The organism is Hyphomonas sp., from assembly GCF_022844445.1.
Taxonomy (GTDB): domain Bacteria; phylum Pseudomonadota; class Alphaproteobacteria; order Caulobacterales; family Hyphomonadaceae; genus Hyphomonas.
Map to the genome: position 1 here is coordinate 1 of NZ_JALHLS010000022.1, position 24,384 is coordinate 24,384.

The window sequence follows — 24,384 nt, forward strand, 5'->3', positions numbered from 1 at the left end:
TTGACTTGGGCTTCGCGGGGCACCTATATCCGGGCCCGGATGGCGGGGTAGCTCAGCTGGTTAGAGCAGCGGAATCATAATCCGCGTGTCGGGGGTTCGAGTCCCTCCCTCGCTACCACCATTCCCCCCGACGCGACGTTGGGGAATCCGTAGTCGCCCAGCAGGGCGTTCAGCCGGCCGACGATCTCGATCGCCACATCACCTTTCACATTGCCCGGCCGGACCGTCACGGTCTCGACCAGATCCCGCAGCGCCTGCGATGCTTCCGGATCGCCGGCGACGGCCGCGCGGCCGATGGCGTTCTGCAGACGCTTCACCAGCGCCTCGTAATGCACCAGCGCGGCAGGATGCAGCGCAATGACCTTCTCCGGTTCCGGCTGTCGTTCGAGTTCGATCTGCAGCTGCGCGCGCTCGGCCGTGATCTCGTTTGTGCGCGCAATCAGCTCCGGCACGTCTCCCGTCGTCTTCGCCATCACGTCGACCAGGCGCAGCTGCTCGCGGCCGAGCTCGGCCAGTTTGCGTTCGATGTTCGCGCGTTGGGACATCCGGCGCGTCGCGAGCCGTTTCCGCTCCGCGTGGTATTCGGAGATGAAGGCCGACAGGATCTGCGGATCGTCCATCTCGGCGCGCAGGGTCTCCAGCACCTTCCTCTCGATCCGGTCGATGTAGAAGACATGCGGATCCGGGCACGAACCGGATTCCCGATGTGCCGAACATTCAACGCGGTTGCGGCCGGTCTTGTCCGCGCCCTTGGCGCTCATTCCCGCGCCACACGGGCAGCGCAGAAGGCCGGACAACAGGTGGCGCGGCCTGCGGGCGTGCGATGGGTGCGAACGGCCGTCAGCGGCCTTCCTGAGCGATGCGGCGGAGAAGACGTCCGGCGCGACGATTGCAAGGTGCGGTACTTCGGTAATGACGTGCTCGGCGGCGGCGTTCGGGCGCGAGATGCGCTTTCCGTTCGCCGGATTGCGGCGCATGGCGACCTTGTTCCAGATCCGGCGGCCGGCATAGAGATCGTTACGCAGGATGCCATAGCCGCGCGATGCGCATCCGTTCAAGGTCGAGGCGTTCCAGCGATCGCCGCGCGGCGGCCGAACGCCGTCGCGGTTGAGCGCCGCGGCGATCTCGCGTGGCGACAGGCCGCTGTTGTAATCGTCGAAGATCCGGCGAACGACGGCAGCTTCGTCCTCATCGATCGTGATCTCGCCGGGTTGACCCGGTACCGGGCGATAGCCGTACAGACGCCCGCCGGCACTGCGTCCGGAACGCACCACGGACTTGAGGCCCCGGCGCGTCTTCTTCGCGCCCTCCTCGCGCTGCATCTGCGCGACCAGGCCGAACAGGCCGACCGTCGTGGTGTCGATTGTGCCGGAGTTGAGCGCGCGGATTTCGATGCCGCGAAAATCCAGCCGCTTGTGAATGCCCGCGAGATCCTCGATGTCGCGCGACAGGCGATCAGCATGCTCGACCAGCACGATGTCGAAGCGCAGGGTCTGCAGCTCGCAGGCGGCGAGCATGCCCATGAGGCCGTCACGGCCGAAGATCGAGGCACCGGACCTTGCGGAATCGGAATAGACCTCGACCACCGTGAAACCCTCGCGCGCGGCATAGTCGCGGCACAGGGCTATCTGGTCATCGACCGAACGTTCGTTCTGGAGGTCTGTCGAGAAGCGGGCGTAGATCGCGGCGCGGCGGCTCATAGACTACTTTTTCCCCCGTTTCCCTCTCGTGATCTTCACGGGCCAGCTGCCGCGCTGCCGCCCTGACCAGGGCCAGAATGGCCGGGTCGGGACTCCGGGGCAAGGGGCGCGGCTGGCGGGGCATCGTCAGGCCTCCCACCGGATGAGCTTGCCCCGGAAGATCGTCAGGCCGGGATGCTCGGCTTCCCAGAAGGCCCGCATGTCGGCGAGATCCTCGAAGCCATCCTTGCGGGCGAAGTCCTCCAGCATCCCCCGCTCGGCCAGGACAATGAACTTGTCGAGGCGGATGATGACCGGCGGCTTCCAGTTGATCTCGATGTCGCAGACCAGTGTGCACGTCGCCCGGCGCAGCAGGCGGCAGTGCCGTGTCCGCATGCCCTGGTACAGCTGAAGCTCCTCGCCCTTGCGCGCGTGGCGCTTCCTGTCGAGCCGGATCGTCTGCAGCTTCGTGCGCTGCTCGATCGGATCTGCAAACCGCTGCTTGAAGCTGTAGGCCACCATCAGGGCGATACCTCGCGGAAGGCGCGAACATCGACACCGGGGCTGCGCTCGATGCGGCCCGTCGTGACCGTCACCTGCACGGCCAGCCCTGCCTCGCACCCTCGCTGGATTGCGGCGTTCAGCGCGCGCTGGCAAGTCAGGATCTCGCGCAACAGTCGCGCATCCGTCTGCCTTGTATGGGCGGGCTTCTCGCTCACGGTCGCCAGTCCTTGTCGCGCCAGAGGGCGGCACGATCGAGCGCCTCCTCGGCGCTGCCGGCGATCCATTTCACCGTGCAAGCAATCATGAGATTGTCTTCGAGGCCGAAGTTCTCGACCTGCATGCCCTCGGCGTAGATCTCTTCGCCGACCGGCTTCAGCCGCATCGCCCAAGGGCGGCGGTGGCCGTGATATTGATCCGACACGCGCTGCGCGTAACTACGGAAGTCGCTGCTGTAGGCGAAGACGGGCTTGCCGATGGCGAAGGCGACGCCGATCTCGAACGCAGTACCGGCGTCCATCCCCGGCCCGCGGAACGGCTCTATGTTGGCCAGCACGGCATCGGCCTTCTGCAGCATGCGGAGATTGAGGCTACAGATCCTGTGCGCCATCTGACGCGGCGACAGCTCGGCCTCCGGCGGCTCCTGGTCGAGCGGCCAGAGCGGCGTGAACCCCGCGTTCAGGCAGGTGGCCTTGAGCGCCTGGCCGAATTCTTCGGCGTTCTGCCGGAAAACGTCCGGCCCGGCGAGATAGAGGCTTGGGCGTGTGACCGCGGCGATCATTGGACATACCTGCTGTCGATCGCGGCGAAGTCGCCGGGGGCGTTGCCGGTGTCGATGAGGTCGGCGGCAAATCGCGCGTTCACTGCCTCGTCGTGCGTTTGCGGGCTGACGGCGCGGATCCACGCATGTACCGGCACGCCGTCGTCTGTCGCGCCGATCCAGAGGCGGCAAGCGGCTCCTCCGACATCGGAGAACTGATTTGTCGCGGTAAGGATGATCTTCATGCGAGTCCCTTGTCCTTGGCGAGCCATTCGGGAACCGACACGACAAGCACTTCGCGCCGGCGGTGGTCATAGTTGCCGGTGTGTTCGATCTCGATCTTCGATTTCGGAAGCCAGACCTCGCGGGTGCCGTCGTCGGTGACGAGAACCGCAGCCGGCGTTTCGTGGATGAAGACCACGGTGTAATCGGCGATGTCGGATCTCATGCGAGGCCCTTCCGGCAGGCGAGCCAATCGGGCACCGAGATCCGCGCGACCTGAAAGCCCAGCTCGCGCTCCTCGGTGCGCTCGACCTCGATGTCGGAGAGGAAGAACGCGAACATGCGCTTGCCGTCGTCGCTGACGCGGATGACGGACGGGTTCTCGTCGACGACGAGCACGCGATATGTGTCGGGTGCGACCATCATGTGCGTACCTCCGGAAGGGCATTATGTTCGACGCCGTCGAGCAGGCGACCGGCGGCTTTCTTGCCGAGGCGATAGACGTCCGGCTCATCTTCGCGATGCATCTCCTCGCTCGCGCGAGGCGTTATGCGTTCAAAGTGCCAGCCGGGGCTTGTCCAGTTCTCGTCGTAGTAGGAGGCGGCGTCCTGAGTTCGGGTCGGCGCCGAGTCCGCACACTCGCCGGGTGCCCACTCGCCCCACTGCTTGAAGAAGAACGGCGTTCCGGCGGCGGCGCACTGGTCGCGCAGCGAGCGGGCCCAATCCGGATGCATGGGACGGGCGCTGCGACCGCTCTCGCCGCCGCAGACAATCCAGTCGAGGCGAGCGCCGTTGTTATAGGGCAGCCCGCTCTCAAAGAAGCGGCCTTCCAGCGCATCAAGATGAATGCCAGCGCGCGCAGATCCCGGCTTCTTCGTAACGAGGCACAGCTTTTCGAGACTCACCGGCCGGAGCAGCGGCTCGGCGGAGATCCAGCGAACGGCCGCCGGCGTGTCGAGCAGAACCGGGATGCGCTCGTCGGCGCGCTTCTGATCCTCGACCGAGACGCCGAGCCATACATTCGGCAGCGGCCAGGGCGGCGTCTGTTTGGAAATGGATGACTTGTAGGCCGAGCCCTTGCCGTTCCAGAAGGTCATGCTGATCAGGTTTCCGTCCTGCCACGGACGCTCGGCGTTGCGGCTGGCGATGTAGGCACGCATGCGCGCAGCGCGCTTCGTCAGGATCTGGAAGGTGTGCTGGGGGCACAGCGCCATGACGGCGAAGACCTTGTCGATCCATTCGTCCGGCACGTCCTCATGGAACAGGTCCGACATCGAATTGACGAAGATCCGGCGGCCGTGCCGCTTCTGGAGCGGGAAGGACAGCTTACGCTCGGCGAAGCGGATCTGGCCGCTCCAGACCGGACCGTTCTTCGACGGTACCGTCAGCCTGTCGGCCAGCTTGCCGGCCAGCTGCGCGCCGAGCGTAAGCGCGTCGGTGCGCGGCGCCTGCTTCATGGCGTAGCAGTTCGTGCAGCCCGGCGATTCAAGGCTGCAGCCGACGAAGGGATTCCATGTGTCGTCGGTCCACTCGATCTTCGAGCCGTCAGCCATTGCGCTGATCCTCGATCAGCATCTCCACGCAGGCCTCGGCGCCGGGGCGCGAGAGGGCGCGAGCGCTGTCGATGATGGTCGGGCTGCCGCGCCTGGCGACCTCATACTGAAAATTGAATTCGCCCTTGCAGCGGATCTCCGCCGTGAAGCCGTCCGGCGTCGTGAGCGTGCGGACAATGTCGGACTTGCCGTCGCCGTTCTGCCAATCGAATTTCGGCTGGTGTTCCGGCTGTGCCGCCGTGCGGTCGAGCCGCAGCGAGGCGGCCGTCACAGCACGCGCCCTTCGATATGCTCGTGCGGGTAATCCGACACGCGGGCTGCAGCACGCAGCGCGAACTTCAAACGCCAACGGTCAAACCTGTCGAGCAAGCGATGGAACAGCGTCATGGCTGCGGGCTCCGGTTGAGAAAGGGGTGCGGCCCGCGTCTCCAAGTTTTGAGACGGCAACGCGGGCCGCTGCGGGAATGTTTGAGGATCTCGCGGAGGACATGCTGGCGTCTTTCACGAGGGCATTCCCGACAGGGATGGGAGATAGGCGCAGAACGCGCCGTACAGACTCTCGGCTGCCATCGCCGGCGGCACATAGCGATAGACCTTGCGGAAGGGCTGCGCGGCCTCGACGGCGGGATGCCATGCGCGCTTGCTGCGGTTGAGAAAGTCGCGGCGCTCGGTGGCGAGCGCGGCAAGGTCGAGGCGCTTGATGACGGCCCTCTGTTCCGGCGTCGGCATCGGCAGCCCGGCGGCGCGATGGATGACCAGATCGTGGCGGCGCTTGGCCTCGTCGATCGTGGCACGGACGATGTCGGACGCGGTCAGTCCGTACATCTGCTCGGCGATCTTGCAGAAGGCTTCGAGCTGGGGCGTGCCGATGTCGCCCACCCTGCCCGCCTCATGGCAGTCGTGCAGCAGGATCCACGGCCGGATCTCGACCGGGGCGTTCTCACAGCAAATGATGGTGTGCTGCGCCACCGAGATCGGGATCTGCGCGCAGCCGGTGTAACGGTTGAGCGTCGCCAGCGTTTCGGCGATCTCGCGGAAGTCGACCTGCTCGACGGTCGGCTCGACCAGTTCGAGCGCGTTGCCGCGCAGGGATTGCGCCCAGGTCAATGCGTGCCCTCCAGTCCGAGAAAGCGGCCGAAAGCTGTAAGTACGGAGTCGACGAAGAAGCCGATCACGGCCGTTGCTCCATCTTGCCGCACTTGGTGCATTCGTACGATGTGCCGGGCACAAGCGCCTGAAACAGTGTCGGTCGCCACGTGTGCTTACACAGCGCCTGTCTAATTGATTGGCGGAGCCGTGCGAGCGCGGTCATTCATGCCCCCACGACCTTGCGATCCGGCAGAACTCGGCGAAGCCGGGCTCGCCGGGCCTTCCAGACAGCTTCGAAATGGGGGTTCCGAGAGGACGATCACCACGCGCTTCGCGCGCCGTCATGATCGGGACATCGCCCTCCATTGGCTCGTATGCGTCCCGATCGACCGGTAGATCACAGGCATCGCAGTAGTAACCGCCGACGATGCCGACAGACGGATCGTCCTCTTGGTAACTGTCGCCGATATCTTCGTCGCACTTCGGGCAGTTCACGACCGGCCCTCCGCTTTGTCGGCACGCTCGTGCGTCACGGTGCTGTTCCCGGGCAGCGATCTGTGGCCATAACGGAAGCCGCCGCGGCCGGTGGTCACCTTCTCCCAGCCGCTGCCGTCCTCGTCGTCGAGGAAGAACGTCTGGCCTTGGTAGGTCACTTCGACTGCGCGGCGCTCGAAGCCGATCAGGTCGGCACACCACCACGTCGAAGGGACCGGCCCGCCGACCTCTACGAAAACCTTGCGTGCTTTGGTGGGCTCGCCGTTCCAGAAGGTTTCCGGCCCCGGCGTATTTGCGGTCTTGCTCATGCGAGGAAGTCCATGTCGGGATCGAGGAGCGTGTCTTCGCCGAGAAGCGCGCGGGCGCGCGCCAGTTCGAGCTCGGCCAGGACGTCGGCCGGATCGCCGTGCTCGACGGCGTTCAGGAAGTTGCGAAGGGGCGAAGGCGCCGAGGCGGCGCGGGCGTAGCGGTCGGCAAGACGGCCGGCACGCTCCCCTTCCGAAGTTACGTGATAGGCCACAGCCATGTCTCAACCCTCCGCCGCGTAACTTCGCTATTAGCGGAGAACGGTGGTTAAGAAAATATCCGCTATCTGCGGAGTTGTGGATAAGCCGCGCGGAAGCGGCCCGGCGGGTGGGCTTCAATCATTTGCGGATATTGAGAATTTCAGCGTTTCAGGGTGCTGATGATAACCGCGGCGCGCTGACGGTCGGCCTCGTCCAGTTCGCTCAACATTGACCAGACGTCCTCGGACTTGCCCTCGGCCGGCGCCGGTTTACGGGTCAACAGATCCACGACCGAGCAATTCAGAGCCTCGGCAGCGGTCTCCAGCATGTCCTGGTTATAGCGCCGGATGCCTCTTTCGAGGTCCGACAGGTAGGTCTCGCTGATGTCCATCGCCTCGGCCAGCTGCGCCTGCGTTAGGTCGCGATGGATCCGCCATTCCTTCAGGAAGGTGCGTCGGTATTTTTGAGAAGACTTCGCCATTGGCGAAGAATTTTCCACAGCCCACATACTCTACACCACCAACAGGAAGCGGAGCCGCATCTTGACTTCCAACTTCGCTAATAGCGGAGTTGCTGCGCGATGGAAAGACTGATTCGGCTCCGCAAATGGATTGACGGCCAGGACGGCATGACCGCCGCGAAGCTGTCGCGCGAGCTGGGCTGCTCCGAAACCCATATGTCCGACGTCATCGCCGGCAAGCGGCGCGCCAGCGCCGACCTTGCCGGAGGCCTGCAGGCGAAGACCGGCATCGACGCGCGCTACTTTCTCAGGATCCCCATTATCGACGATGCCGACGCCGACCGGGTGCGCGCGGCATGACGGTCCATCTGCTCGACCAGATCCTGCATCTGCCGCACGATGCGGCGCAGCCGGTCCGGTGTAAGGACAAGGCGCGCCTCGACCGTGCGTTCCTCGGCGGGCGGCGCGGTCGCAAACTCGCTCGCGGCTTCGACCACACAGCGCTCACTGAAAAAGGTGAGACGTACGAAATCGCCGCGCGGCTCTGCGAGCCCGAGGCCGGTGACGAACGTGTCGCCAACGGGAACCGGCTCGACCAGAGGCGGGGCGCACTCACGAAGTGCGCTGCCCATCTCGATCCCCCTGCGCGCAAGGATGCATGCCGCGCGCATCTGGAATTCATGGTTGCAATCGCGGCCTTGAAATCAAAGGCAAAAGTTTGTGCACGCTCGAAGGGCGCGGCGACTTTCTCCAAACATGGTGAACGCGGGAGGCTTGCATGAAGCTCGACGGCGTACAGACACTCATGGGCGTCGTGTCGCTCGGCGCGCTGGCGCTGTTCCTCGCGGTGACCATCGCCTGGCCCCTGCTCTGCCTGCTCTGGAACGTCATCGTTTCGGCGTGGCGCACCTTCGATGCATCGGAGGAAAGCGATGCGGCTGCGTTCATGCGCGTGGTGCAGCTGCGCAGCTGGGACGGCATCCGTTTTCCGGAGGGAACTGAATTCAGTTCGGACGGCCGCTACGCGATCGTTCCCGGCGGGTCATTGCCCGACACCGAACCGCGCGAACCTCCCTCGCTTTACCTGCCGCTGCGGCAGGCGGCGGATCATCTCATATCTCCAGATCAAGTTTTTGCTGCCGAAACAGGTGAGGACACCCGTCGCGAAATAGCGCGCATGTTCGGGGTCAAGCTGGATCACCTTCGTTCCGGGGGTGCGTGACGCAATGCGGCGGGGGCGCGACGACTTCGGAAAATTCCTGCGCGAGAACTCGCGCTTTCGATTTGGCGATGCGGCGGATGTACCCGCGCGCCAGCCCGGCCGGGCTACCCTCCACGGCCGGGTCGCGGAGGGTATCCCCGTGCCCTCCGCACCCCTTCTCGATCACATCGCCGACGGCTGCGTCTCTCGCCTGCGCGAGAGCTTCGCACTGATGCACGGGAGGTCGACGTGATGGCGCTGCCCGTCCGCATCGTCTCGGTTTCGCACGCGCCCGGCTGCGTGACGCTCGGCATGAAGCTGGCGGACGGCACCGAGATCACAGCCGCGTTCGTGCCGGCCATCGCAAAGGATGTCGCGGTCGACCTCATCGTGCATGCGCGCGACGCGAAGGCCGACCTTGTGTCGCTCGCGGATCCGGAGGCCACGCGCTGATGGGCAAGAAATCATTCTGGGACCGCTTTCGCGGCTCCGTATTGGAGGGAGGTCAAGACATGGCCCGCAAGAAAGAAGCTGTTGCCGACACCTCCACCGAGGCCGTTCTCGACGAGGGCGGCGACGAGGATGCGCCGGCGCCGAAGAAAGCCAAGGGCAAGGCCGCGAAGGGCAAGACGCCGAAGAAGGAAAAGGCGAAGACCGAGCACGAGCTGCGCGAGGAGCGGATCAAGGCGCTGGCGGAGGCGATACCGTTCGACGCGGACAGCATCAAGGCAGCCTACATGGCCGCCGTCGACCTTCTGCACGATGCCATCATGGCCGGAGACGCCGACGCAGAGGCCTCGGCAGACGAACGACTCGTTGCCGCGCGGCGGCGTGCATCCGGCTGCGAGGGCTTCGGCACATACGCCTACGAAGCCGAGGAGACGCTGGAGGCACAGTGCGCCGCTGCGCCAGGCGACATCCCCAAGTGGGGCCAGCACGGCATCTTCCCGGTCGAGCATGCCGGCCTCTCCGTCATCGTCAAGGTCGAACCCGGCGGGCATTACCAGAACCGGATGAGCTTCGCCTACTACGCGACGCGCTTCGACCAGGTCTTCACCGCGCGGCACGGCTATTCCTATCTGCATGATGCCGGCAATGGCGATGACGCAGAGCGCCCTGTGGTGGGCCACACCATCGACGCCTGGGCGCGCAAGCTGATCGAACAGGACGTGGCGAGCGACGACGAGGAGGAGAACGACCGCTGCTATCCGTCCACCGTGTATGTGCTGGATGCCGGCTTCACCCCCTCGGAAGACAACGATGACGATGACGAGCCCTATTTGCGCCCGCTGCAGCGCGGCGTGGTCGCCACCGATGTCACGCTTCCCGACGGCCGCGACCTTGCCGCGCGCGCGTTCCGGCTCGCCGAGGCCTGGGACGCCGCGCGCGACCGCCGGGGCGGCAAACCAAAAGCGGACAGCGCTTTTCCCGACCCCAAGCATGCCAGCTATGGCCGCCCGGCGGCCGGCTTGATCATCGCCATCAGCGATGCCGGCGACCTCGTGCCCGTTGCGGACTTCCCGACCGAGGGGCGTTATTTCGTAACGGACGAAATCGAACTCGACCGTCAGCGCACCGAGCTGACGTCGTATGGACATGTTACGAAAACGAAGGACTGGCCGGTGCTTCGCTATGTGGCAGATGCCGCGAACCCCGGCGTGCGCAAGGATGCACCGATCGAGGGCGAGCCGTGGACGGCGGAGAACACCGGCGCCGAGGATCCCGAGTCGCCCGGCCTGCCCTTCCACCCTTACGCCAACCTGTTCCCCGTGCTCGACGGCAAGGACTTCGACGAGCTGGCCAAGGACATCAAGAAGAACGGCCTGCAGGAAAGCGTGGTGCTGCTGGACGGTGCGATCCTCGACGGCCGCAACCGCTATCGCGCGCTGCTGAAAAACAGGATGGTTTCGCCGGACATCAATCCGGGCGACCGGCCAGATTTGTTCGTGGAATTCGAGGGCGAGGATGCGCTCGCCTGGGTGCTGTCGAAGAACCTCCGCCGGCGCCATCTCAGCGAAGGCCAGCGCGCCATCGTCGCGGCGAAGATCGCCAATCTCAAACAGGGGCAGCGGGTCAAACCTGCAAATTTGCAGGTTTCAGGCGATGCGCCGGCGCCGGTGACGCGCCAGGCGGCGGCGGAAAGCCTGCAGGTCTCGGAACGTTCGGTGGCGTCGGCCGCGAAGGTGCTGGCCCAAGGCGCGCCGGAGCTGGCTGAGGCCGTCGAACAGGGCCGCGTGTCCGTCTCGACCGCCGAGGCCCTGACGAGTCTGCCGAAAGCCGAACAGGCCCAGATCGTCGCGCGGGGCGAAAAGGAGATCCTCGACAAGGCGAAAGAGATCCGTGCCGAGCGGAATGCGGCTAAGCGCGAAACCCGTCTGGAGCGGATACGAGAGATCTCGAAGGGCAACGGCCCGCTGCCGAACAAGCGCTATCCCATCATTTACGGCGACCCTGCCTGGCTGCATGAAACATGGACCGAGAACGGCAAGGATCGCTCTTCGGAAAATCACTACCCCTGTATGGACCTTGCCGACATTCAAGCCCTGCAGCTCGACAGGATCGCCGGCGACGATGCGCTGCTCCTGCTCTGGACGACGGTGCCACATCTCGCCAAGGCGCTGAACTGCCTGCCGGGCTGGGGCTTCGAATACAAATCGCATCTCGCCTGGATCAAGGACAAGATCGGCACCGGCTACTGGTTCAGGAACCAGCACGAGATTCTGATCGTCGCCACGCGCGGCGACTTCCCGGCACCGTTGATGGGTACGCAGCTTTCCAGCGTTCTGCAGTCGCCGGTGCGAGAACACTCGCGCAAGCCCGACGAGATCCGCACGTGGATCGAACAGACGTGGCCCGACCTGCCGCGCATCGAGCTGTTCTGCCGTGAGCCGCGCGAAGGCTGGGATGTCTGGGGCAACCAGGCACAGCCGATCGAGGGCGAAGCCGGCGAGGATGATGAGGACCGGGTGCTGGCGGCGGTCAATGTCGGCGGCGGCACCGTGCGCATGCTGGCCGACGAGGAATAGCCGCCTCATGTCCAGCCGCGCCGAGATCCTCAAAGCCACGTTCGACCTGCAGGGCGACGGCGCGCGCATGGAGCGCACGCGCGGCTATCAGGAGCAGCTGCGGACGGGCGCCGAGGGCGCGCTGGCGACCGACGATCGGATGGCCCTGATGGAGGCCTTCGCCCGCCTCCTGGGCTTTGCGCTGCGCGGGCTGCCCGTGGTGCAGCGGCGCACGTTGCTGAACTATCTGCGGCACCGCGCCGAGCTTCTTTCCGACGAGCCGCGCGATGACTGACACTCCCGTCCTTACGCTCGACGAGGCGGCGCGACGGCTGGGCCGGGCCCGCCAGGCGCACGATCGTGCCCCGCACGACGAAAAGAAATATCAGGCGCTGCTGGAAGCCGAGATCGAATGGCAGAAGGCCGATGCGCGCCGGATCCGGCAGGAACTGGCCGTCGAGAAGAACGGCCGCAGCGCGCTGCGGCGGCAGCTTGACGACGCGACCGCGGCCGTCGCGCGCCTGCGCGAGGCCAAGACCGAATCCCTGCGCGCCGCGAAGGCAGCGGCGAAACCGAAGCGTAAGCGTGTACGCACCGAAACCCCGCTCTTTGACGGAGGGCTGTGACTATGGATGCAAGCGTCGTGGCCAAGGACCAGCTGCTCTCGATCGTGGAACGCATCGAGCGACTGGAGGAAGAGAAGAAGGCCATCGCCGACGATATCAAGGAGGTCTACGCCGAGGCGAAAGCCAACGGCTTCGACACCAAGGTGCTGCGCAAGGTGGTGTCCATACGCAAACAGGATCAGGCCCAGCGTGAGGAGGAAGAGGCCATTCTGGACCTCTACCTGACCGCGCTGGGCATGGTGAAGTGACGAGTTTCTGTCGCAAAACTTGCTGAAGGAGGGCTGATATGGACTTCGATCACATCCTGAACTGGAGCCTGCAGCGCGGCTCTCACGATTTTCCTGGCCGTGACGGCGGCACCTGCATCAACGAGGCGGCAATCGTGGCCGCCGGCCTCGAATATCGCGAGGTAAAAAGCGCCGACGATTGTCCGCCGTGCTTCTCCAAGCCGCTGGCGGCCTTCCTCATCGTGATCAACGACGCGATGCCAAGCGCGGAACGGCAAAAGCTGTTGCCCTTTGTCATGAAGCTGTCCGGCTCGGCCGACGCGCCCGAAGTGGAAGCCCGCCGCGCGGACTATCTCTCGGTGCAGATCGTCAAGCGCGTGTTGAGTACTTACCTTGACGCGGCAGGTCTGTCCTCCGCCGCCAAACGCTGCCGGAAAGTGATTGAGATCACGGATGCACTCCGGGTGGTCACATCAGTCGGCAACAAGCGCCCCTCCACGGGCGTTGCCGCTCGCGATGCCCAGAACGCCGCGAGCTACCTGAAGTTCGCGTTGAGCGATGGTCAGGATGTGACCGTGGAACAGAAGACGAAGTGGGCGGCCTACGGCGCGATTGCGTTCGCCGACCGCAAGACGGCCAAAATGTTCGGACTGGATCGCCCTCCTGCGCTGTGGAGTGAAATTCTCGCCATCACGCACGAAGCCTTCCTTATTGGCAATCAGGCCTCGCCGGAAGAAACCGAGCAGATCCGGCATCGCCTGGACGCGGTGCGCGAGAGCCGTGCGCGGCCCGGTGTCCATGCCTGATAACGCCCCCATCCTTGTCGATGCGCTCCGGCTACACGACGGCAAATCGTGGTGCCACATGGTCTGCTCGGATCTTGCGACGCTCGACGCCTTCGCGGCCGAGATCGGCGTGACGAGCTATCGCCAGATGCCGCCGAAGGTGAAGTTTCCGCATTACGACCTGACGCCGGCGGCGCGCGATCGCGCGATCGCGGCCGGGGCCGTCGAATCCGATCGGGGCGATGTCATCGCCGCGGCGCACCACGCGCGGCGTAGCTACGAGCTGGCGCGGGCGCAGAAGGCGCTGCCGCTGGGCGGGAGGCGCTGATGATCTCAGGTGGTGAAATCGGTGTCTGCAGGATCTGCGCCGCCGTATTCCCTGGTTTTCGCGATGACCGCGAAGGCATCCTTGGCAATTTCAGTTACTTCAGATCGCTCAAAGCGGACCAAGTGGGCCTCCACGGTGGGTTGCCCCCAAGTGACCGGCGCGGGCCTCGTGCGTGCATCAAAGCGGGCAATTCGGCTACGCAGCACAAGGTAAGGGTAAAGAATATCTCCCGGCGCACGGCTCGAAATTTCGTCGCGCACCTTGTCTGGAAGGATGCGGAAATCCTCCCGGAGAAGCATGGCATTATCGCGGCTGAGGGTGGCACAGCGGGCCAAAACCAAAAGGGCATATTCCGAAACCGCGATTGCCCCTGCCGCCTCGGCTGCGCTCTGTTCCGTTGCAGCATCTTCCCGCTGCCGCTGCGCGATGATCCACACCGTCGCGGCCGCTCCGATCGCAATGATCCCCGTGGTGAGCGTCGCCAGCGCACCAAGCGCGCCGGCGCGGATCTCCGGCACCGGATCGTCCAGCAGCGCGACGGCATATCCGAGCAGGACGATCAGCAAAGCCGTGCCTATGACGGCGAAGTAGGACGCGGCGGAACGTGGGGACATCAGAGCCTCTCGATCGGCTTGTGCTCGCCCGGTAAGGCGTCGGCGGGCCTCTGTCAAACGGGGGCGTTGCATTGAGCACACAGGCCATGAAATGGGCGTGGGATGTGATGCCGGGCTCGGCGACGGGCCGGCTGGTGCTGCTGGCCCTGGCCGAGCACTCGGATCCGGCCGGCGTGTCCTTCCCCTCGATCAAGCGCATCGCGCAGTTCGCCATGACCAGCGAAGGCACGGTGAAGCGGCGGCTGAAGGAATTCGAGGCGGCGGGCGTCGTCGCCGTGTTCGAGCGCACGGACCCGCGCAGCGGACGCACGACCTCGAACGAATATCGGCTCGCGCTGACAAAGGACCCGACCGAGTTTGTAATTACCGATGGCGCGCCAAACAGGGTCTCGAGCGACGCGGATTCCGACGATGAATCCGCGTCGGGCGCGCCGAGGGAGGGGTCCACGGTGGACCCCTCCCCACCGTTGGGAGGGAGTCACCCAGGTGAGTCCGGGGAGGGAGTCACCCAGGTGAATCCCCTTGAACCGTCAGATAGAACAATTACCCCCTTACCCCCCGAAAGCGAGCCCGACGGCGAGACCCCGGCTGCGCCCTTCTCGGCCTTCACGGCCTTGTGGCCGGTACCGCTCGGCAAGGATGCCACCGCCTGCGAACTGCTGTGGGATGCGTTGCTGCCGATCGAACAGATGCGCGTTGTCGGCGCCGTGCCGCAATGGGCCAAGGCCTGCGCCAAGCGCGGAGGCCCGAGGCTCGGCAGGGCTTCGCAGTTCCTGAAATCGCGACTGTTCGACGATCCGAAGCTGCGCCCTCCACCGCCCGACACGCGGGTCTGGGTCGAGGCGGACACGCCCCAGCATCGGGCTTGGTCGATCTTCCGCTACTGCCTCACGCAGATCGGCCTACTGACCTACAGCGGCGCGCGCGGCGGCAAGGGCTGGCACGCGCCGTCGGAATGGCCGCCGATGCAGCCTCCGGGCACCCTGGCCTTGCCGTATTTCCGCGAGGGCGCGTGTCCGGACGGCTGGACCAAGGTTCGCAAGGGAACGCCGAACTGGTGGGCATGGCAGCACTGGCTGCGCGACGCGCCGAAACCGATAGGCTGGAACTTCGACGGTTCACCGCTCGACCGCACGCTGGACGGCTGGTGCTTCCCGGCACCCTGGCCGCCGCGGAAGGACGGCACCTTTGCCGAACCGACCGAGGCCGAGCGCACTGCGGAACAGGTCGAGGATGCGGACCGCGAGTTCCTGGAACGTGGAGGTAGCTTGTGAAGAAGCGGATGGACATCGAACGCGCGCTGCAATGGGCGTTCCGAGAGGAATTGCCGAAGGTGGCCGCGTCGCCGGGCGCACGGATCCGGGACTTCCGGCCGTCCGAGAATGTCGGCTCGATGTGGGACGCGGCCGAGCGCGTGGACAATATGTACGGCGTGACGCCGGATCTCTATGCAAGCGGAGACCCTCATCCGGACGCGCTGACGATCGGCGATGCGGTGCGATGGCTCGACGCCTGCCCCGTCGTGCTGCCGGCGGACTGGAACCCGGTGACGGATCTCGGCCTCGATGCCGACGAGACCCGCGAGGCTGTGCATCACGGCATCGGCCAGGCCACGTTCATCGGCGAGGATGGCGAGCGGCGGCTGAAGCGCGGGCTGCTCAACATCGTGCGCATGGGCGCCGTGCTGTTCACCCGGCCGATCTGGGAGGCCGAGCCGGTGACGCGCGAGATCGTGCGCGGGCAGAACGGCAAGGAGCTTTGGTTCCGGAAGGTGCGGATCCCCTACACCACGGCCGATGGCGGCACGGCCTATAACGAGGTCGAGACGAACGGCATCGATCCGAAGACGCGCAAGCCTCACCTCGACGCCTATCGCAAGGTGCGGCTGGAGCCGGACCCGGCGCCCGTGGTGGCCGAGCGTGCGGAATATGAGTGCTGGGCGCACGCGCTGAACGCGCTGATGGAAGAGATGCCGCCGCTGATGACGTCGATCGAGGTCGAGGCGTCGTCCATACCCGTGCGGCCTTGGGAGACCGGCGATTCGCGCACGATTCGTGTGCTGCCGGATTTGCGGCCTGTGCAGAACATTCCGGGCAGGCCCGACAACATGACCCGGCCGGGCGGCGAGACAGACCGCCGAAACCTTATGCGGTACATGCATTTGAGTGCTGCCGGGGATGCGATGCGGCGCGGCCTCTCCACACGCCCGAAAGCCCGCGCTTGACGTTGCGCCTGGAATTTGGAGGTATGTCGATCAAGAGCACTGCGCTCTGATGGAACCCGGCCCCGCGCCGGGTTTCGTCGTTTCGGGCCTCGCCCATACATCGTGCGCAGCGATCTTCCAACGGAGACGATCATGTGACGCCTGTCCCCCCGACCCGTGGCCTGAGCGCCACGGGCGGCCAGGACGGGAGGCTTCCTTATCGAATTGAGGTCCGCCCCGGCCTCTGGTGTGCAGACCAAGCCAGCGCACGAGAACGTGGCTATCGACACGCCGCTGCATACGGGCGTCTCGGTGGGGCAACTATCACTGTGAGGTGCGATGCCGAGGCGGCCCAAGCAATTCCGCCCAGCAGGCCTGCCGGCGCAGCCCTCACATGCCGAGCGGGATGCACTGCGGGGAAGCGCAAGGGCGAGAGGCTACACATCGGGCTGGGACGTACGCTCCCTGCTCTTCCGTCAGCGGCACCCGCTCTGCCTCGGCTGCGAGGCCCTCGGCATCATTACATGCACCGAGGTGACGGATCACATCGAGCCCCACAAGGGCAACATGGCCAAGTTCTGGGATGAGGATGGCAATTGGCAGCCCGCATGCGGCTGGTGTCACAACGTTCTGAAGAAGCGCCTCGAGCACATGTGGTCGCGGCGTGAGATCGAGGCCAAGGACATGCGATTGGACAGCGAGGTCGCTGTGCGTGTCGCGCGCGAGCTGCGCGCGCTGAATTAAGGCCCACCGGGGGTGGGTCAAAAGTTCAGGGGATGGGGGGCCCGGACCGCTGGGGGAGGTTCGCGTTTACGCCCGCGAAATTGGCGAAAACTTTTTTTTCAGAGGCGGTCATCATGGCGCGAGGACGAAAACCTGACGCGCCCGGCCTTCAGGCCGCGAAGGGAAACCCCGGCAAGCGGAAAGCGAAGAAATCGTCGCCGCCGCAGCTGCAGCCGATCGTCGTGGAAGGTGTGAAGCCGCCCAAGTGGCTGAAGAAGAGCCGGGCCGCCACGGAAGTCTGGAACACGCTCGCGCCGTTGCTTCGTCAGCTGAACGCGCTGACCCAGCTCGATGCATTCCCGCTCGCTCGATACTGCCGGTATGTCGTCGACTGGATCGCCGCCGACGAAGCGGTGCGAAAGGAAGGCACCTGGTACGACACGAAGTCGACCACGGGCGAAGAGACCAAGAAGCGCCATCCGGCGTTTCATGCGCGGCAGGATCTCGACAAGACCCTTCGAGAGATCGAAGGGGCGTTCGGCATGCGCCCCGACATGCGATTCAAGATGCTGCGGGATCAGTCGCTGGCGACCGGCTTGCCGCTGTTCGGCAATAACCTGCCGGCCGGCGGCGAAAGCGCCCCGCCCCGCTCCGAAGGCGAACCTGTCGACCAGGCGCCCGAGGATGAAGACATGATCGGCGTGCTGAACCGTATGGACTCGGCGGGCCCCGACACGCTGCCGAACTGACATGCCCGATTATGTCGCCGAAACGGCGGTGACGGCGGCGGCACTGCGAGCTGGAGCGCCGGGCGGACTCTTTCCGTTGCCGTCGTGGATTCCTGCGGACGATCCGCAATACGAGTGGGCGCGCATCGCCTGGCATCGCGCCGCGGCGGAACCCGGTGCGTGGTTCGATGCGAAGAAGGCAGAGCAGATCGTACGGCTTTGGCCGCGCGTTTTTCGCCTAACCGAGGACCGCTTCGCCGGCAAACCGTTCAATCTGATCCTCTGGCAGGAGGTGATTGTCCGCCTGCTCGTCGGCTGGAAGCGGCCGGAAGAGGTTATCGACGAGGAGAGCGGCAAGCCCCGTATCGAGCATGTACGCCTATTCCGGCGGCTCATGCTCTGGATCCCGCGCAAGAACGGCAAGAGCGAGTTTCTGGCAGCACTGGCGATACTGTTCTTCGTGCTCGAAGGCGTCATCGGCGGCCAGGGCTTCGCGTTCGCGCGCGACGAAAAGCAGGGCAAGATCGTCTTTGAGAAGATCAAGGCGATGCTCGCTCAGTCGCCGAAGCTCGCCAAGGGTGTCCAGTCCTTCAAGAAGTCGATCTGGATCCCGAAGATCCGGGCGCTGTTCGAGCTTCTCAGTGGCAAGGCCGAAGGAAAACACGGACGCTCGCCCACCGTCATCGTGGGCGACGAGATGCACGAGTGGACGAGCACCGATCTGGCCACGAACCTGCGCCAGGGCACCGGCGCCAGGCTGCAACCGATCGAACTTTACGCCTCGACAGCCGGATTGAAGTCAAATCTCGTTGGCTACGGGCTCTGGGAAGAAAGCGTCGGCATTCTTGACGGGCGTATTGAGGATCCGACGACGCTCGTCGTCATCTTCGCGGCCGATCCTGAAGCTGATCCGTTCAATGAGGCTACCTGGGCGGCGCCAAATCCGTCCCTCGGCCTTTCGCCGACAATATCGTTCCTGCGCCGTGAAGCGCGCATCGCAAAGGACAACCCGCGCGCTGAAGCTCACTTTCGGCGCTACCACCTCAACCAATGGGTCGAGGCGTCCGTACGCTGGCTTAACATCCGGAAGTGGGATGCTTGCGCCGGCGAGAAAGACGGCTGGAAGACCATCCGTGAGAGAATGGCGGGCCGCCGCGGGTTTGGCGCGATCGACGTTTCGTCCATTCTGGACATTACCGCGAAACTCATCGTGTTCCCGCCGGAGGACGACGACCCGCTCTGGCATCTGTATGCGCAATTCTGGGTGCCGGAAGACACGATGGCCGTTCGCGTCAAGAACGACCGAGTGCCCTACGACCGGTTTTTCGAGTCCGGCGCGCTGCTGACGACGCCAGGAGATGTGGTCGACCAGAACGTCATCATGAACGCGCTGCTCGACGACGCGCGCTACTTTGATCTCGCCGGCGTCGCGTACGATCCGTGGAACACGACGAAGCTGATCACGGATCTGCAAGAGGAAGGCTTCGACCCGGACCTCCTCCACGAGTATCGCCAAGGCATCCGGACGTTCGCGGGTCCAAGCAAGGATTTTGAGCGCCTGGTCTATGCCGGCACGCTCGACCACGGCAGCCACCCGGTGCTGCGCTGGATGGCCCAGAACGCTGCAGTGAGGTTCGACGAGAACATGAACTACATGCCGGCCAAGAAGAAGTCCGCCGAGAAGATCGACGGGATTGTCGCGGCCGTTATGGGTGTTGGACTTGCGGTCGCCGTCGAGGTTGAGCCGCCTTCCGTCTATGAGGAGCGCGGCATCATGGAGATCGAAGTCTGATGCCGTTCGCCTCGCGCCTCGACGCGCTTCGCGCGGCAATTCTCGGTAGCACGGCTTCCGAGAGTATGGACGCCATGAAAGCGGCTGTGTACGGCCCGTCGTCGTATCTTAACGATGACCGCGGCTGGCTGCTGCGCATGATCGGTGGGAAGACCAAGGCTGGGCCGGAGGTAAACGAGTTCACGGCGCCGTATCTGCCTGTCGTATATGCGTGCTGGAACCGGATCGCGAATCCGATCGCGCGGTTTCCGATCTCTATCCGCCGGCCGAAGAAGGGTGGCGGATCCAGAGAGGTCCGAAACCATCCGATGAGCCGCAGCCTCGCGCTGCGGCCGAATCCGTTCATGGGGTCGCGCACGCTGCGAAAGACTGTCCAGGCCCACGCCCTCGGCTGGGGTAATGGCTATATCGAGATCGAGCGCAATGGGCGCGGCCAGGCCGTCGCCCTCTGGCCTTTGCTGCCCGACAAAACCAAGCCGAAGAAAGATGTCGGATCCGACGCTCCATATTTCGAGACGGTCATCGGGGGGCAGACTTTCAAGCTGCCGCACGACAACGTGCTTCACATCATGGACCTGAGCCATGATGGCTATGTCGGCCTGTCGCCCGTTCGCCTCGCACAACAAGCGATCGGTACCGGACTTGCGATGGAGGAATTCGGGGCGAAGTTCTTCGCCAACGAGGCGAAGAGCGGCGGTTTCCTTCTTCACCCGGGCAAGCTGTCCGGCGGAGCCAAGGAAAACATCGGCAAGGCGAAAGACAAGCGCTCCGATCCGGGCGCGGACGTTGAACGCCAAGGCGGACTGGACAACGCACACCGCATCAAGGTGCTCGAAGAGGGAATGAAATTCATTCCCACCACGATTCCTCCCGAAGACGCGCAGTTTCTTGGCACCCGCGAGTTCAACATCGCCGAGATCGCCCGTATTTACGATGTTCCGCTTATTCTTCTGCAGAGCCACGAGAAGTCGACGAGCTGGGGCACCGGTGTTGAGCAGTTGATGATCGGCTTCGTGCGCCAGACCATCGAGCCCTGGGTCGCGGCGTGGGAACAGGAGCTGAACTGGAAGCTCTTCAATGAAGAGGAGCGCGCGAAGGGTTACTTCGTGAAGTTCAACATGAATGCCTTGCTCCGCGGCGACATGCAGGCGCGCGCCATGTTCTACAAGGAGCTGTTCAGCTTGGCCGGGCTTACGCCCAACAACATTCTCGCTCTCGAAGACATGGATCCGATCGGGCCCGAGGGCGATCAGCGGTTCGTATCGAACAACGTACAGCCGCTTTCACGGGCGCTCAATCCGCCGGATCCAGCGACTGCCCCAACCGTACAGAACGCACCTGCCGACGCAGGCGACGACGAGGAGGACGAATGAGGTACTCCCACATCCTGACAGCCATCTGCGATGAGCGCTGGGCCATGCACGAGGCCAAGCTCCAGGCCATTCTCGACTTCCTCGAGGCCCAGGCGCGCGGCGAAAAGCTGGAGGCGTCGGACATCGAGGCGCGCATCGGCAAGCAGGAAGAGCGCGCCGTGGCCCGCAAAGAAGGCACCGTGGCGATCATTCCGATCCGCGGCGTCATCGCTAATCGCATGTCGATGGTAGGCAACAGCAGCGTGCGCGAATCCACGAGTTCCGAGGCCCTCTCCTCGCTGTTCCAGGCATCGCTTCGTGACGATCAGATCAAAGCCATCGTCTTCGATATCGACTCGCCTGGCGGCGCGGTCAGCGGCACGGACGAGCTCTCCGCCATGATCTTCAATGCGCGGGGCACCAAACCAATCGTTGCGCATGTCAACGCGACCGCCGCAAGTGCGGCATACTGGATTGCATCGGCAGCCGACGAGGTTGTCGTTACTCCCTCCGGCTCGGTGGGCAGTATCGGCGTGTTCGGCGTCCATGAGGACATCAGCGCCAAGCTGGAAAAGGATGGCGTCCGGAAGACCATCATCAAGGCTGGCAAATTCAAGGCTTCCGGCAATCCCTACGGCCCTCTCGATGAGGAAACCGCCGCTCGCATGCAGGCGCGCGTCGACCAGGGCTATGACATGTTTGTCCGCGCGGTGGCGCGCAACCGCGGCAAGCCTCTGACGGCCGTACGCGACGGATTTGGCGAGGGCGATATGGTTCTCGCCGAACAGGCCCTGTCGGAAGGCATGGTCGACCGCATCGCAACGCTCGATGAGACGCTGCAGCGTTTCGGCGTGTCGCTGTACGGTCGCCCGATCGAGAAGCGCCGCGCCACCGCCTTCGAACGCGAGCGTCGCGCTCTCGCGGACTTCTGACCACACACAATTCACCGAATCCGCCATCGGCGGTTAGGCCCCGTTCATGCGCCGGCATGGGCGGGGTTTTGCATTCCAGCCCGGCAGCGAGCGGAGATCCGCCAAAATGAAAACCATCCGACCGATGTACGCCCTGCTCGCTGCGGCAGTGGCCGTCGCTCTTATCTGCAGCGCAGCAGTATTGTTCGATCCCACTCCCGCCTTCGCGTGGGCAGCGGATCACCATCAGTACCTGGCCGAGCCACTGGCCGCTCTTTTCGCCCGGCGTGTCACACTTGTCGGCGAGATGAAGGCCCTGCTGGACAAGGCCGAGGAGGAAAACCGCGACCTGACGGCCGAGGAACAGGCGGCCTATGATGGCCTCAAGGCCGAGAAGGTGACACTCGACAAACGCATCGAGCGGGCGCAGGAAGTCGCGGCCGCCGAAGAGCAGATGAATGCCGTGCAGCCAGCGGCTGCGCGTCGTGGCGGGCCGATGCCGATCCCACCCGGTCCGAGTGCTCGCCGCGAGTTCGAGAACTTCGGCGAGTTCATGTCCTCGGTTCGGTTCAACCACAACGACCCGCGTCTTACCTTCGTGGAGGGCGTTGGCTCGGCCGAGGTGGAAGGCTCCGAGATTCATGCGGAAATGCGTATGGACAACAATCCGTCCGGCGGGTTCATGGTGCCGCATCAGTTCCGGTCGAACATCATGCAAGTCCAGCCGCAGGAGGCTCTTGTCCGCCCCCGGGCCAGCGTTATCGAGGCGGGCACCCCGCCGGATGCCGGCGTCACGATGCCGGCCCTTGACCAGACCGGCACGGCGCCGGGTAACATGTTCGGTGGCGTCGAGGTGCAGTGGATTGGCGAAGGCGAAGACAAACCCGAGACCGACGCTAAACTGCGCGAGGTCACGTTGACGCCTCACGAAGTGGCCGGCTTTGTCACCATCACGGACAAGCTGCTGAGAAATTGGCAGGCGTCTGCTGCGTTCATCGAGCAGTTGCTTCGCGGCGGCATTGCCCAGGCAGAGGACTACGCCTTCCTTCGCGGGAACGGCGTGCACAAGCCTCTCGGCGTCATCGAGTCTGACGCGGCTTACAAGGTCAATCGCACGACGGCGAACCAGGTCAAGTACGCGGACCTCGTAAACATGGTCGCCCGACTGCTGATGCGCGGTGGATCTCCGGTCTGGTCGGCGCCGCAGTCGGTGCTGCCGCAGATCGCCACCATGAAGGATGAGAACAACAATCTTATCTGGGTGGAAAATGCTCGTGATGGCTTTGCGGGGACCCTGCTCGGCTATCCGCTGCGCTGGAACAACCGCGCCCCGGCGCTCGGATCCAAGGGCGACTTGGTGCTGGGTGAATACTCGAACTATCTCATCAAGGATGGTTCGGGCCCGTTTGTCGCCGCCTCCGAACATGTTCTGTTCAAGTCCAATAAGACGATCATCAAGATCTTCTACAATGTCGACGGCGCGCCGTGGCTTACCGCGCCGATCAAGGAAGAAAACGGCTACGAAGTTTCGCCGTTCGTGGTGCTCGACGTACCGGCCTAACGCTCCGGCGCATACGCCCGCCTAGTTCGCGGCCCGGCTTCCACGCCGGGCCGCTTGTGTTTTCGCCCTTCGATCCCCCCAACGTGAGGAGCTCGCCGCAATGCGCGACTTCGCCAATTCCATCCATCTCGCGCGGGCGATCAGCCCGGCGGCTGCAGTTACCGACAACACGCCCTATGTCTCCCAGATCATCGACCTGCTGGGCTACGAAGGCCTCGTCTTCGCAATTCTGCTCGGCGCCCTCGTCGATGCGGACGCCACTTTCACCGTCTTGGTGGAGCACGGCGACGAGTCGAACCTTTCGGACGCCGCTGCGGTGCCGGACCAGTTCCTGACCGGCACCGAGGCTCTGGCGGCCTTCACGTTCGCCGCCGACGACAAGACCCGGAAGATCGGCTACGTGGGCTCGAAGCGCTACGTGCGGCTGACGATCACCCCAGCGAATAACAGCGGCAACGTCTTCCTCGCGGTTGCCGCGCTGCTGCTTGGCCCGCGCTACTCGCCCACCCCGAACCCGCCGGTCGCCTAAAGTCGACCTCCACCTCCCCGTAATTACGCGCCCGGCGCTGCGTTAACGCGCCGGGACGCGAGAACATCGAGGACATCATGTCGGACAAGAACTTCATCGTGCTGGCCGAGTGCGTCGACTCTCGGGTTCGGCCCGAAAGGCGATACGTCAAAGGCGACACTTTCGACCCGCCTCCGGGCGTCGAGCAGGCGGAACGCCTGCACAAGGCCGGTTGCCTGAGCGAGGATGCTGTCAAGGCCGCCGGGACACCTGCCGCATCGAAGGCGCGCAAGGCTGCCGGTGTCGAGGAGAAGACCGCCGAGGATATCGCGGCCGAGCGCGCGGCGGCTGAGAAGGTTGCGGCTGAAAAGCTTGCCGCGGATCTGGCCGCGAAACGCAAGGCCGCCGGAAAGTTGGCCGATGAGGCCAGCAAAAAGAAGCCGGAGGAATTGCGGGTGGAAGCCGCCGAATTTCTCGGCGCCGATAACATTCCGGACAAGCCGGATGATGTCGTCGCTGCGCTTAAGAAGTTCGCTGCTGAAGGCAAGTAGACGC

At 64.6% G+C, this 24,384-nt stretch carries 36 protein-coding genes and 1 tRNA gene; 22 read left to right on the top strand and 15 right to left on the bottom strand.

Annotated elements, in window-relative coordinates:
• Nucleotides 1–41: 41 nt before the first annotated feature.
• Nucleotides 42–118: transfer RNA gene (locus tag Q0C17_RS16930), tRNA-Met, on the top strand.
• On the opposite strand, the gene Q0C17_RS18230 is transcribed toward Q0C17_RS16930, so the two are convergent.
• From Q0C17_RS18230 to Q0C17_RS17000, 14 genes are all read right to left on the bottom strand, one after another.
• Nucleotides 75–1,700, bottom strand: coding sequence for a recombinase family protein (locus Q0C17_RS18230; RefSeq protein ID WP_366914859.1), 1,626 nt, complete (start codon nt 1,698–1,700; stop codon nt 75–77). The two genes, Q0C17_RS16930 and Q0C17_RS18230, sit on opposite strands and share 44 nt — an antisense overlap.
• Before the next feature lie 126 nt (nt 1,701–1,826).
• Nucleotides 1,827–2,201 carry a hypothetical protein gene (locus Q0C17_RS16940; RefSeq protein WP_291208909.1) on the bottom strand — a complete coding sequence of 125 codons (375 nt, stop codon included), beginning with the start codon at nt 2,199–2,201 and terminating at the stop codon, nt 1,827–1,829.
• Nucleotides 2,201–2,398, bottom strand: coding sequence for a hypothetical protein (locus Q0C17_RS16945; RefSeq protein WP_291208912.1), 198 nt, complete (start codon nt 2,396–2,398; stop codon nt 2,201–2,203). Before Q0C17_RS16945 ends, Q0C17_RS16940 begins: the two co-directional genes overlap by 1 nt.
• On the bottom strand, nt 2,395–2,961 hold the full coding sequence (locus Q0C17_RS16950) for a nucleoside 2-deoxyribosyltransferase (RefSeq protein WP_291208914.1): 567 nt from the start codon (nt 2,959–2,961) through the stop codon (nt 2,395–2,397). Before Q0C17_RS16950 ends, Q0C17_RS16945 begins: the two co-directional genes overlap by 4 nt.
• Nucleotides 2,958–3,185: a hypothetical protein gene (locus Q0C17_RS16955; protein WP_291208917.1), complete on the bottom strand. Its 228-nt coding sequence runs from the start codon at nt 3,183–3,185 to the stop codon at nt 2,958–2,960. The genes Q0C17_RS16950 and Q0C17_RS16955 overlap by 4 nt, the downstream gene beginning before the upstream one ends.
• Nucleotides 3,182–3,388, bottom strand: coding sequence for a hypothetical protein (locus Q0C17_RS16960; RefSeq protein ID WP_291208920.1), 207 nt, complete (start codon nt 3,386–3,388; stop codon nt 3,182–3,184). Before Q0C17_RS16960 ends, Q0C17_RS16955 begins: the two co-directional genes overlap by 4 nt.
• Entirely contained in the window at nt 3,385–3,588 is a 204-nt protein-coding gene (locus tag Q0C17_RS16965; RefSeq protein WP_291208923.1) for a hypothetical protein, read from the bottom strand. Before Q0C17_RS16965 ends, Q0C17_RS16960 begins: the two co-directional genes overlap by 4 nt.
• Nucleotides 3,585–4,715: a phage Gp37/Gp68 family protein gene (locus Q0C17_RS16970; RefSeq protein ID WP_291208926.1), complete on the bottom strand. Its 1,131-nt coding sequence runs from the start codon at nt 4,713–4,715 to the stop codon at nt 3,585–3,587. Before Q0C17_RS16970 ends, Q0C17_RS16965 begins: the two co-directional genes overlap by 4 nt.
• Nucleotides 4,708–4,986, bottom strand: a complete 279-nt coding sequence (locus Q0C17_RS16975) for a hypothetical protein (protein ID WP_291208929.1) — start codon at nt 4,984–4,986, stop codon at nt 4,708–4,710. The genes Q0C17_RS16970 and Q0C17_RS16975 overlap by 8 nt, the downstream gene beginning before the upstream one ends.
• A gap of 230 nt (nt 4,987–5,216) precedes the next feature.
• Nucleotides 5,217–5,822 carry a hypothetical protein gene (locus Q0C17_RS16980; protein WP_291208932.1) on the bottom strand — a complete coding sequence of 202 codons (606 nt, stop codon included), beginning with the start codon at nt 5,820–5,822 and terminating at the stop codon, nt 5,217–5,219.
• 201 nt (nt 5,823–6,023) lie between these two features.
• Nucleotides 6,024–6,299, bottom strand: coding sequence for a hypothetical protein (locus Q0C17_RS16985; protein WP_291208936.1), 276 nt, complete (start codon nt 6,297–6,299; stop codon nt 6,024–6,026).
• Complete coding sequence (locus Q0C17_RS16990) at nt 6,296–6,607, bottom strand: hypothetical protein (RefSeq protein WP_291208938.1); 312 nt, start codon at nt 6,605–6,607, stop codon at nt 6,296–6,298. The genes Q0C17_RS16985 and Q0C17_RS16990 overlap by 4 nt, the downstream gene beginning before the upstream one ends.
• Nucleotides 6,604–6,825, bottom strand: a complete 222-nt coding sequence (locus Q0C17_RS16995) for a hypothetical protein (RefSeq protein ID WP_291208941.1) — start codon at nt 6,823–6,825, stop codon at nt 6,604–6,606. The genes Q0C17_RS16990 and Q0C17_RS16995 overlap by 4 nt, the downstream gene beginning before the upstream one ends.
• A 140-nt stretch (nt 6,826–6,965) precedes the next feature.
• Nucleotides 6,966–7,286: a helix-turn-helix transcriptional regulator gene (locus Q0C17_RS17000; protein ID WP_291208944.1), complete on the bottom strand. Its 321-nt coding sequence runs from the start codon at nt 7,284–7,286 to the stop codon at nt 6,966–6,968.
• Between the two features lie 99 nt (nt 7,287–7,385).
• Between Q0C17_RS17000 and Q0C17_RS17005 the strand changes: the two genes are divergently transcribed.
• From Q0C17_RS17005 to Q0C17_RS17055, 11 genes are read left to right on the top strand one after another with little or no spacing between them, the layout of a single operon-like run.
• Entirely contained in the window at nt 7,386–7,625 is a 240-nt protein-coding gene (locus Q0C17_RS17005) for a helix-turn-helix transcriptional regulator (RefSeq protein WP_291208947.1), read from the top strand.
• Nucleotides 7,622–8,047, top strand: a complete 426-nt coding sequence (locus Q0C17_RS17010) for a hypothetical protein (protein ID WP_291208950.1) — start codon at nt 7,622–7,624, stop codon at nt 8,045–8,047. The genes Q0C17_RS17005 and Q0C17_RS17010 overlap by 4 nt, the downstream gene beginning before the upstream one ends.
• Nucleotides 8,044–8,487 (top strand): hypothetical protein, encoded by a 444-nt coding sequence (locus Q0C17_RS17015; protein WP_291208953.1) that lies wholly within the window; start codon nt 8,044–8,046, stop codon nt 8,485–8,487. The genes Q0C17_RS17010 and Q0C17_RS17015 overlap by 4 nt, the downstream gene beginning before the upstream one ends.
• 4 nt (nt 8,488–8,491) lie before the next feature.
• On the top strand, nt 8,492–8,719 hold the full coding sequence (locus tag Q0C17_RS17020) for a hypothetical protein (protein WP_291208956.1): 228 nt from the start codon (nt 8,492–8,494) through the stop codon (nt 8,717–8,719).
• On the top strand, nt 8,719–8,919 hold the full coding sequence (locus Q0C17_RS17025) for a hypothetical protein (protein ID WP_291208958.1): 201 nt from the start codon (nt 8,719–8,721) through the stop codon (nt 8,917–8,919). The genes Q0C17_RS17020 and Q0C17_RS17025 overlap by 1 nt, the downstream gene beginning before the upstream one ends.
• Before the next feature lie 59 nt (nt 8,920–8,978).
• Nucleotides 8,979–11,492 (top strand): MT-A70 family methyltransferase, encoded by a 2,514-nt coding sequence (locus Q0C17_RS17030; protein WP_291208961.1) that lies wholly within the window; start codon nt 8,979–8,981, stop codon nt 11,490–11,492.
• Between the two features lie 7 nt (nt 11,493–11,499).
• A complete protein-coding gene (locus Q0C17_RS17035) occupies nt 11,500–11,766 on the top strand; it encodes a hypothetical protein (RefSeq protein WP_291208964.1) in 267 nt (88 codons plus the stop codon).
• Nucleotides 11,759–12,097, top strand: a complete 339-nt coding sequence (locus tag Q0C17_RS17040) for a hypothetical protein (protein ID WP_291208966.1) — start codon at nt 11,759–11,761, stop codon at nt 12,095–12,097. The genes Q0C17_RS17035 and Q0C17_RS17040 overlap by 8 nt, the downstream gene beginning before the upstream one ends.
• 2 nt (nt 12,098–12,099) lie before the next feature.
• Complete coding sequence (locus Q0C17_RS17045; protein WP_291208968.1) at nt 12,100–12,345, top strand: DUF2312 domain-containing protein; 246 nt, start codon at nt 12,100–12,102, stop codon at nt 12,343–12,345.
• A 38-nt stretch (nt 12,346–12,383) separates the two neighbouring features.
• A complete protein-coding gene (locus Q0C17_RS17050; protein WP_291208970.1) occupies nt 12,384–13,130 on the top strand; it encodes a hypothetical protein in 747 nt (248 codons plus the stop codon).
• Complete coding sequence (locus tag Q0C17_RS17055) at nt 13,123–13,437, top strand: DUF4031 domain-containing protein (protein WP_291208972.1); 315 nt, start codon at nt 13,123–13,125, stop codon at nt 13,435–13,437. Before Q0C17_RS17050 ends, Q0C17_RS17055 begins: the two co-directional genes overlap by 8 nt.
• A gap of 5 nt (nt 13,438–13,442) precedes the next feature.
• Here Q0C17_RS17055 and Q0C17_RS17060 read toward each other — a convergent pair whose 3' ends face one another.
• Nucleotides 13,443–14,051, bottom strand: coding sequence for a hypothetical protein (locus Q0C17_RS17060; RefSeq protein WP_291208975.1), 609 nt, complete (start codon nt 14,049–14,051; stop codon nt 13,443–13,445).
• A 71-nt stretch (nt 14,052–14,122) separates the two neighbouring features.
• Between Q0C17_RS17060 and Q0C17_RS17065 the strand changes: the two genes are divergently transcribed.
• From Q0C17_RS17065 to Q0C17_RS17110, 10 genes are all read left to right on the top strand, one after another.
• Complete coding sequence (locus tag Q0C17_RS17065; protein ID WP_291208977.1) at nt 14,123–15,325, top strand: helix-turn-helix domain-containing protein; 1,203 nt, start codon at nt 14,123–14,125, stop codon at nt 15,323–15,325.
• 8 nt (nt 15,326–15,333) lie between these two features.
• Nucleotides 15,334–16,275: a hypothetical protein gene (locus tag Q0C17_RS17070; protein ID WP_291208980.1), complete on the top strand. Its 942-nt coding sequence runs from the start codon at nt 15,334–15,336 to the stop codon at nt 16,273–16,275.
• A gap of 318 nt (nt 16,276–16,593) precedes the next feature.
• Nucleotides 16,594–16,998, top strand: coding sequence for an HNH endonuclease (locus tag Q0C17_RS17075; protein WP_291208983.1), 405 nt, complete (start codon nt 16,594–16,596; stop codon nt 16,996–16,998).
• A 113-nt stretch (nt 16,999–17,111) separates the two neighbouring features.
• On the top strand, nt 17,112–17,726 hold the full coding sequence (locus Q0C17_RS17080; RefSeq protein WP_291208986.1) for a phage terminase small subunit P27 family: 615 nt from the start codon (nt 17,112–17,114) through the stop codon (nt 17,724–17,726).
• A 1-nt stretch (nt 17,727) separates the two neighbouring features.
• The gene (locus tag Q0C17_RS17085; RefSeq protein ID WP_291208989.1) at nt 17,728–19,497 is read left to right on the top strand and encodes a terminase TerL endonuclease subunit; all 1,770 of its coding nucleotides are present in this window, start codon (nt 17,728–17,730) and stop codon (nt 19,495–19,497) included.
• Complete coding sequence (locus tag Q0C17_RS17090) at nt 19,497–20,870, top strand: phage portal protein (protein ID WP_291208992.1); 1,374 nt, start codon at nt 19,497–19,499, stop codon at nt 20,868–20,870. Before Q0C17_RS17085 ends, Q0C17_RS17090 begins: the two co-directional genes overlap by 1 nt.
• Nucleotides 20,867–21,781: a S49 family peptidase gene (locus Q0C17_RS17095; RefSeq protein WP_291208995.1), complete on the top strand. Its 915-nt coding sequence runs from the start codon at nt 20,867–20,869 to the stop codon at nt 21,779–21,781. Before Q0C17_RS17090 ends, Q0C17_RS17095 begins: the two co-directional genes overlap by 4 nt.
• A 106-nt stretch (nt 21,782–21,887) precedes the next feature.
• Nucleotides 21,888–23,321, top strand: a complete 1,434-nt coding sequence (locus Q0C17_RS17100) for a phage major capsid protein (protein ID WP_291208998.1) — start codon at nt 21,888–21,890, stop codon at nt 23,319–23,321.
• 100 nt (nt 23,322–23,421) lie between these two features.
• Nucleotides 23,422–23,850: a hypothetical protein gene (locus tag Q0C17_RS17105; RefSeq protein WP_291209000.1), complete on the top strand. Its 429-nt coding sequence runs from the start codon at nt 23,422–23,424 to the stop codon at nt 23,848–23,850.
• Between the two features lie 77 nt (nt 23,851–23,927).
• Nucleotides 23,928–24,380 (top strand): hypothetical protein, encoded by a 453-nt coding sequence (locus Q0C17_RS17110; RefSeq protein ID WP_291209002.1) that lies wholly within the window; start codon nt 23,928–23,930, stop codon nt 24,378–24,380.
• The last annotated feature ends 4 nt before the right edge of the window (nt 24,381–24,384 follow it).

Coding starts and splice junctions, on each gene's coding strand:
- Q0C17_RS18230 (WP_366914859.1), bottom strand. CDS start 1,700: ATGAGCCGCCGCGCCGCGATCTACGCCCGCTTCTCGACAGACCTCCAG.
- Q0C17_RS16940 (WP_291208909.1), bottom strand. CDS start 2,201: ATGGTGGCCTACAGCTTCAAGCAGCGGTTTGCAGATCCGATCGAGCAG.
- Q0C17_RS16950 (WP_291208914.1), bottom strand. CDS start 2,961: ATGATCGCCGCGGTCACACGCCCAAGCCTCTATCTCGCCGGGCCGGAC.
- Q0C17_RS16955 (WP_291208917.1), bottom strand. CDS start 3,185: ATGAAGATCATCCTTACCGCGACAAATCAGTTCTCCGATGTCGGAGGA.
- Q0C17_RS16960 (WP_291208920.1), bottom strand. CDS start 3,388: ATGAGATCCGACATCGCCGATTACACCGTGGTCTTCATCCACGAAACG.
- Q0C17_RS16965 (WP_291208923.1), bottom strand. CDS start 3,588: ATGATGGTCGCACCCGACACATATCGCGTGCTCGTCGTCGACGAGAAC.
- Q0C17_RS16970 (WP_291208926.1), bottom strand. CDS start 4,715: ATGGCTGACGGCTCGAAGATCGAGTGGACCGACGACACATGGAATCCC.
- Q0C17_RS16990 (WP_291208938.1), bottom strand. CDS start 6,607: ATGAGCAAGACCGCAAATACGCCGGGGCCGGAAACCTTCTGGAACGGC.
- Q0C17_RS16995 (WP_291208941.1), bottom strand. CDS start 6,825: ATGGCTGTGGCCTATCACGTAACTTCGGAAGGGGAGCGTGCCGGCCGT.
- Q0C17_RS17000 (WP_291208944.1), bottom strand. CDS start 7,286: ATGGCGAAGTCTTCTCAAAAATACCGACGCACCTTCCTGAAGGAATGG.
- Q0C17_RS17005 (WP_291208947.1), top strand. CDS start 7,386: ATGGAAAGACTGATTCGGCTCCGCAAATGGATTGACGGCCAGGACGGC.
- Q0C17_RS17010 (WP_291208950.1), top strand. CDS start 7,622: ATGACGGTCCATCTGCTCGACCAGATCCTGCATCTGCCGCACGATGCG.
- Q0C17_RS17015 (WP_291208953.1), top strand. CDS start 8,044: ATGAAGCTCGACGGCGTACAGACACTCATGGGCGTCGTGTCGCTCGGC.
- Q0C17_RS17020 (WP_291208956.1), top strand. CDS start 8,492: ATGCGGCGGGGGCGCGACGACTTCGGAAAATTCCTGCGCGAGAACTCG.
- Q0C17_RS17025 (WP_291208958.1), top strand. CDS start 8,719: ATGGCGCTGCCCGTCCGCATCGTCTCGGTTTCGCACGCGCCCGGCTGC.
- Q0C17_RS17030 (WP_291208961.1), top strand. CDS start 8,979: ATGGCCCGCAAGAAAGAAGCTGTTGCCGACACCTCCACCGAGGCCGTT.
- Q0C17_RS17035 (WP_291208964.1), top strand. CDS start 11,500: ATGTCCAGCCGCGCCGAGATCCTCAAAGCCACGTTCGACCTGCAGGGC.
- Q0C17_RS17040 (WP_291208966.1), top strand. CDS start 11,759: ATGACTGACACTCCCGTCCTTACGCTCGACGAGGCGGCGCGACGGCTG.
- Q0C17_RS17045 (WP_291208968.1), top strand. CDS start 12,100: ATGGATGCAAGCGTCGTGGCCAAGGACCAGCTGCTCTCGATCGTGGAA.
- Q0C17_RS17050 (WP_291208970.1), top strand. CDS start 12,384: ATGGACTTCGATCACATCCTGAACTGGAGCCTGCAGCGCGGCTCTCAC.
- Q0C17_RS17055 (WP_291208972.1), top strand. CDS start 13,123: ATGCCTGATAACGCCCCCATCCTTGTCGATGCGCTCCGGCTACACGAC.
- Q0C17_RS17060 (WP_291208975.1), bottom strand. CDS start 14,051: ATGTCCCCACGTTCCGCCGCGTCCTACTTCGCCGTCATAGGCACGGCT.
- Q0C17_RS17070 (WP_291208980.1), top strand. CDS start 15,334: ATGGACATCGAACGCGCGCTGCAATGGGCGTTCCGAGAGGAATTGCCG.
- Q0C17_RS17075 (WP_291208983.1), top strand. CDS start 16,594: ATGCCGAGGCGGCCCAAGCAATTCCGCCCAGCAGGCCTGCCGGCGCAG.
- Q0C17_RS17080 (WP_291208986.1), top strand. CDS start 17,112: ATGGCGCGAGGACGAAAACCTGACGCGCCCGGCCTTCAGGCCGCGAAG.
- Q0C17_RS17085 (WP_291208989.1), top strand. CDS start 17,728: ATGCCCGATTATGTCGCCGAAACGGCGGTGACGGCGGCGGCACTGCGA.
- Q0C17_RS17090 (WP_291208992.1), top strand. CDS start 19,497: ATGCCGTTCGCCTCGCGCCTCGACGCGCTTCGCGCGGCAATTCTCGGT.
- Q0C17_RS17095 (WP_291208995.1), top strand. CDS start 20,867: ATGAGGTACTCCCACATCCTGACAGCCATCTGCGATGAGCGCTGGGCC.
- Q0C17_RS17100 (WP_291208998.1), top strand. CDS start 21,888: ATGAAAACCATCCGACCGATGTACGCCCTGCTCGCTGCGGCAGTGGCC.
- Q0C17_RS17105 (WP_291209000.1), top strand. CDS start 23,422: ATGCGCGACTTCGCCAATTCCATCCATCTCGCGCGGGCGATCAGCCCG.
- Q0C17_RS17110 (WP_291209002.1), top strand. CDS start 23,928: ATGTCGGACAAGAACTTCATCGTGCTGGCCGAGTGCGTCGACTCTCGG.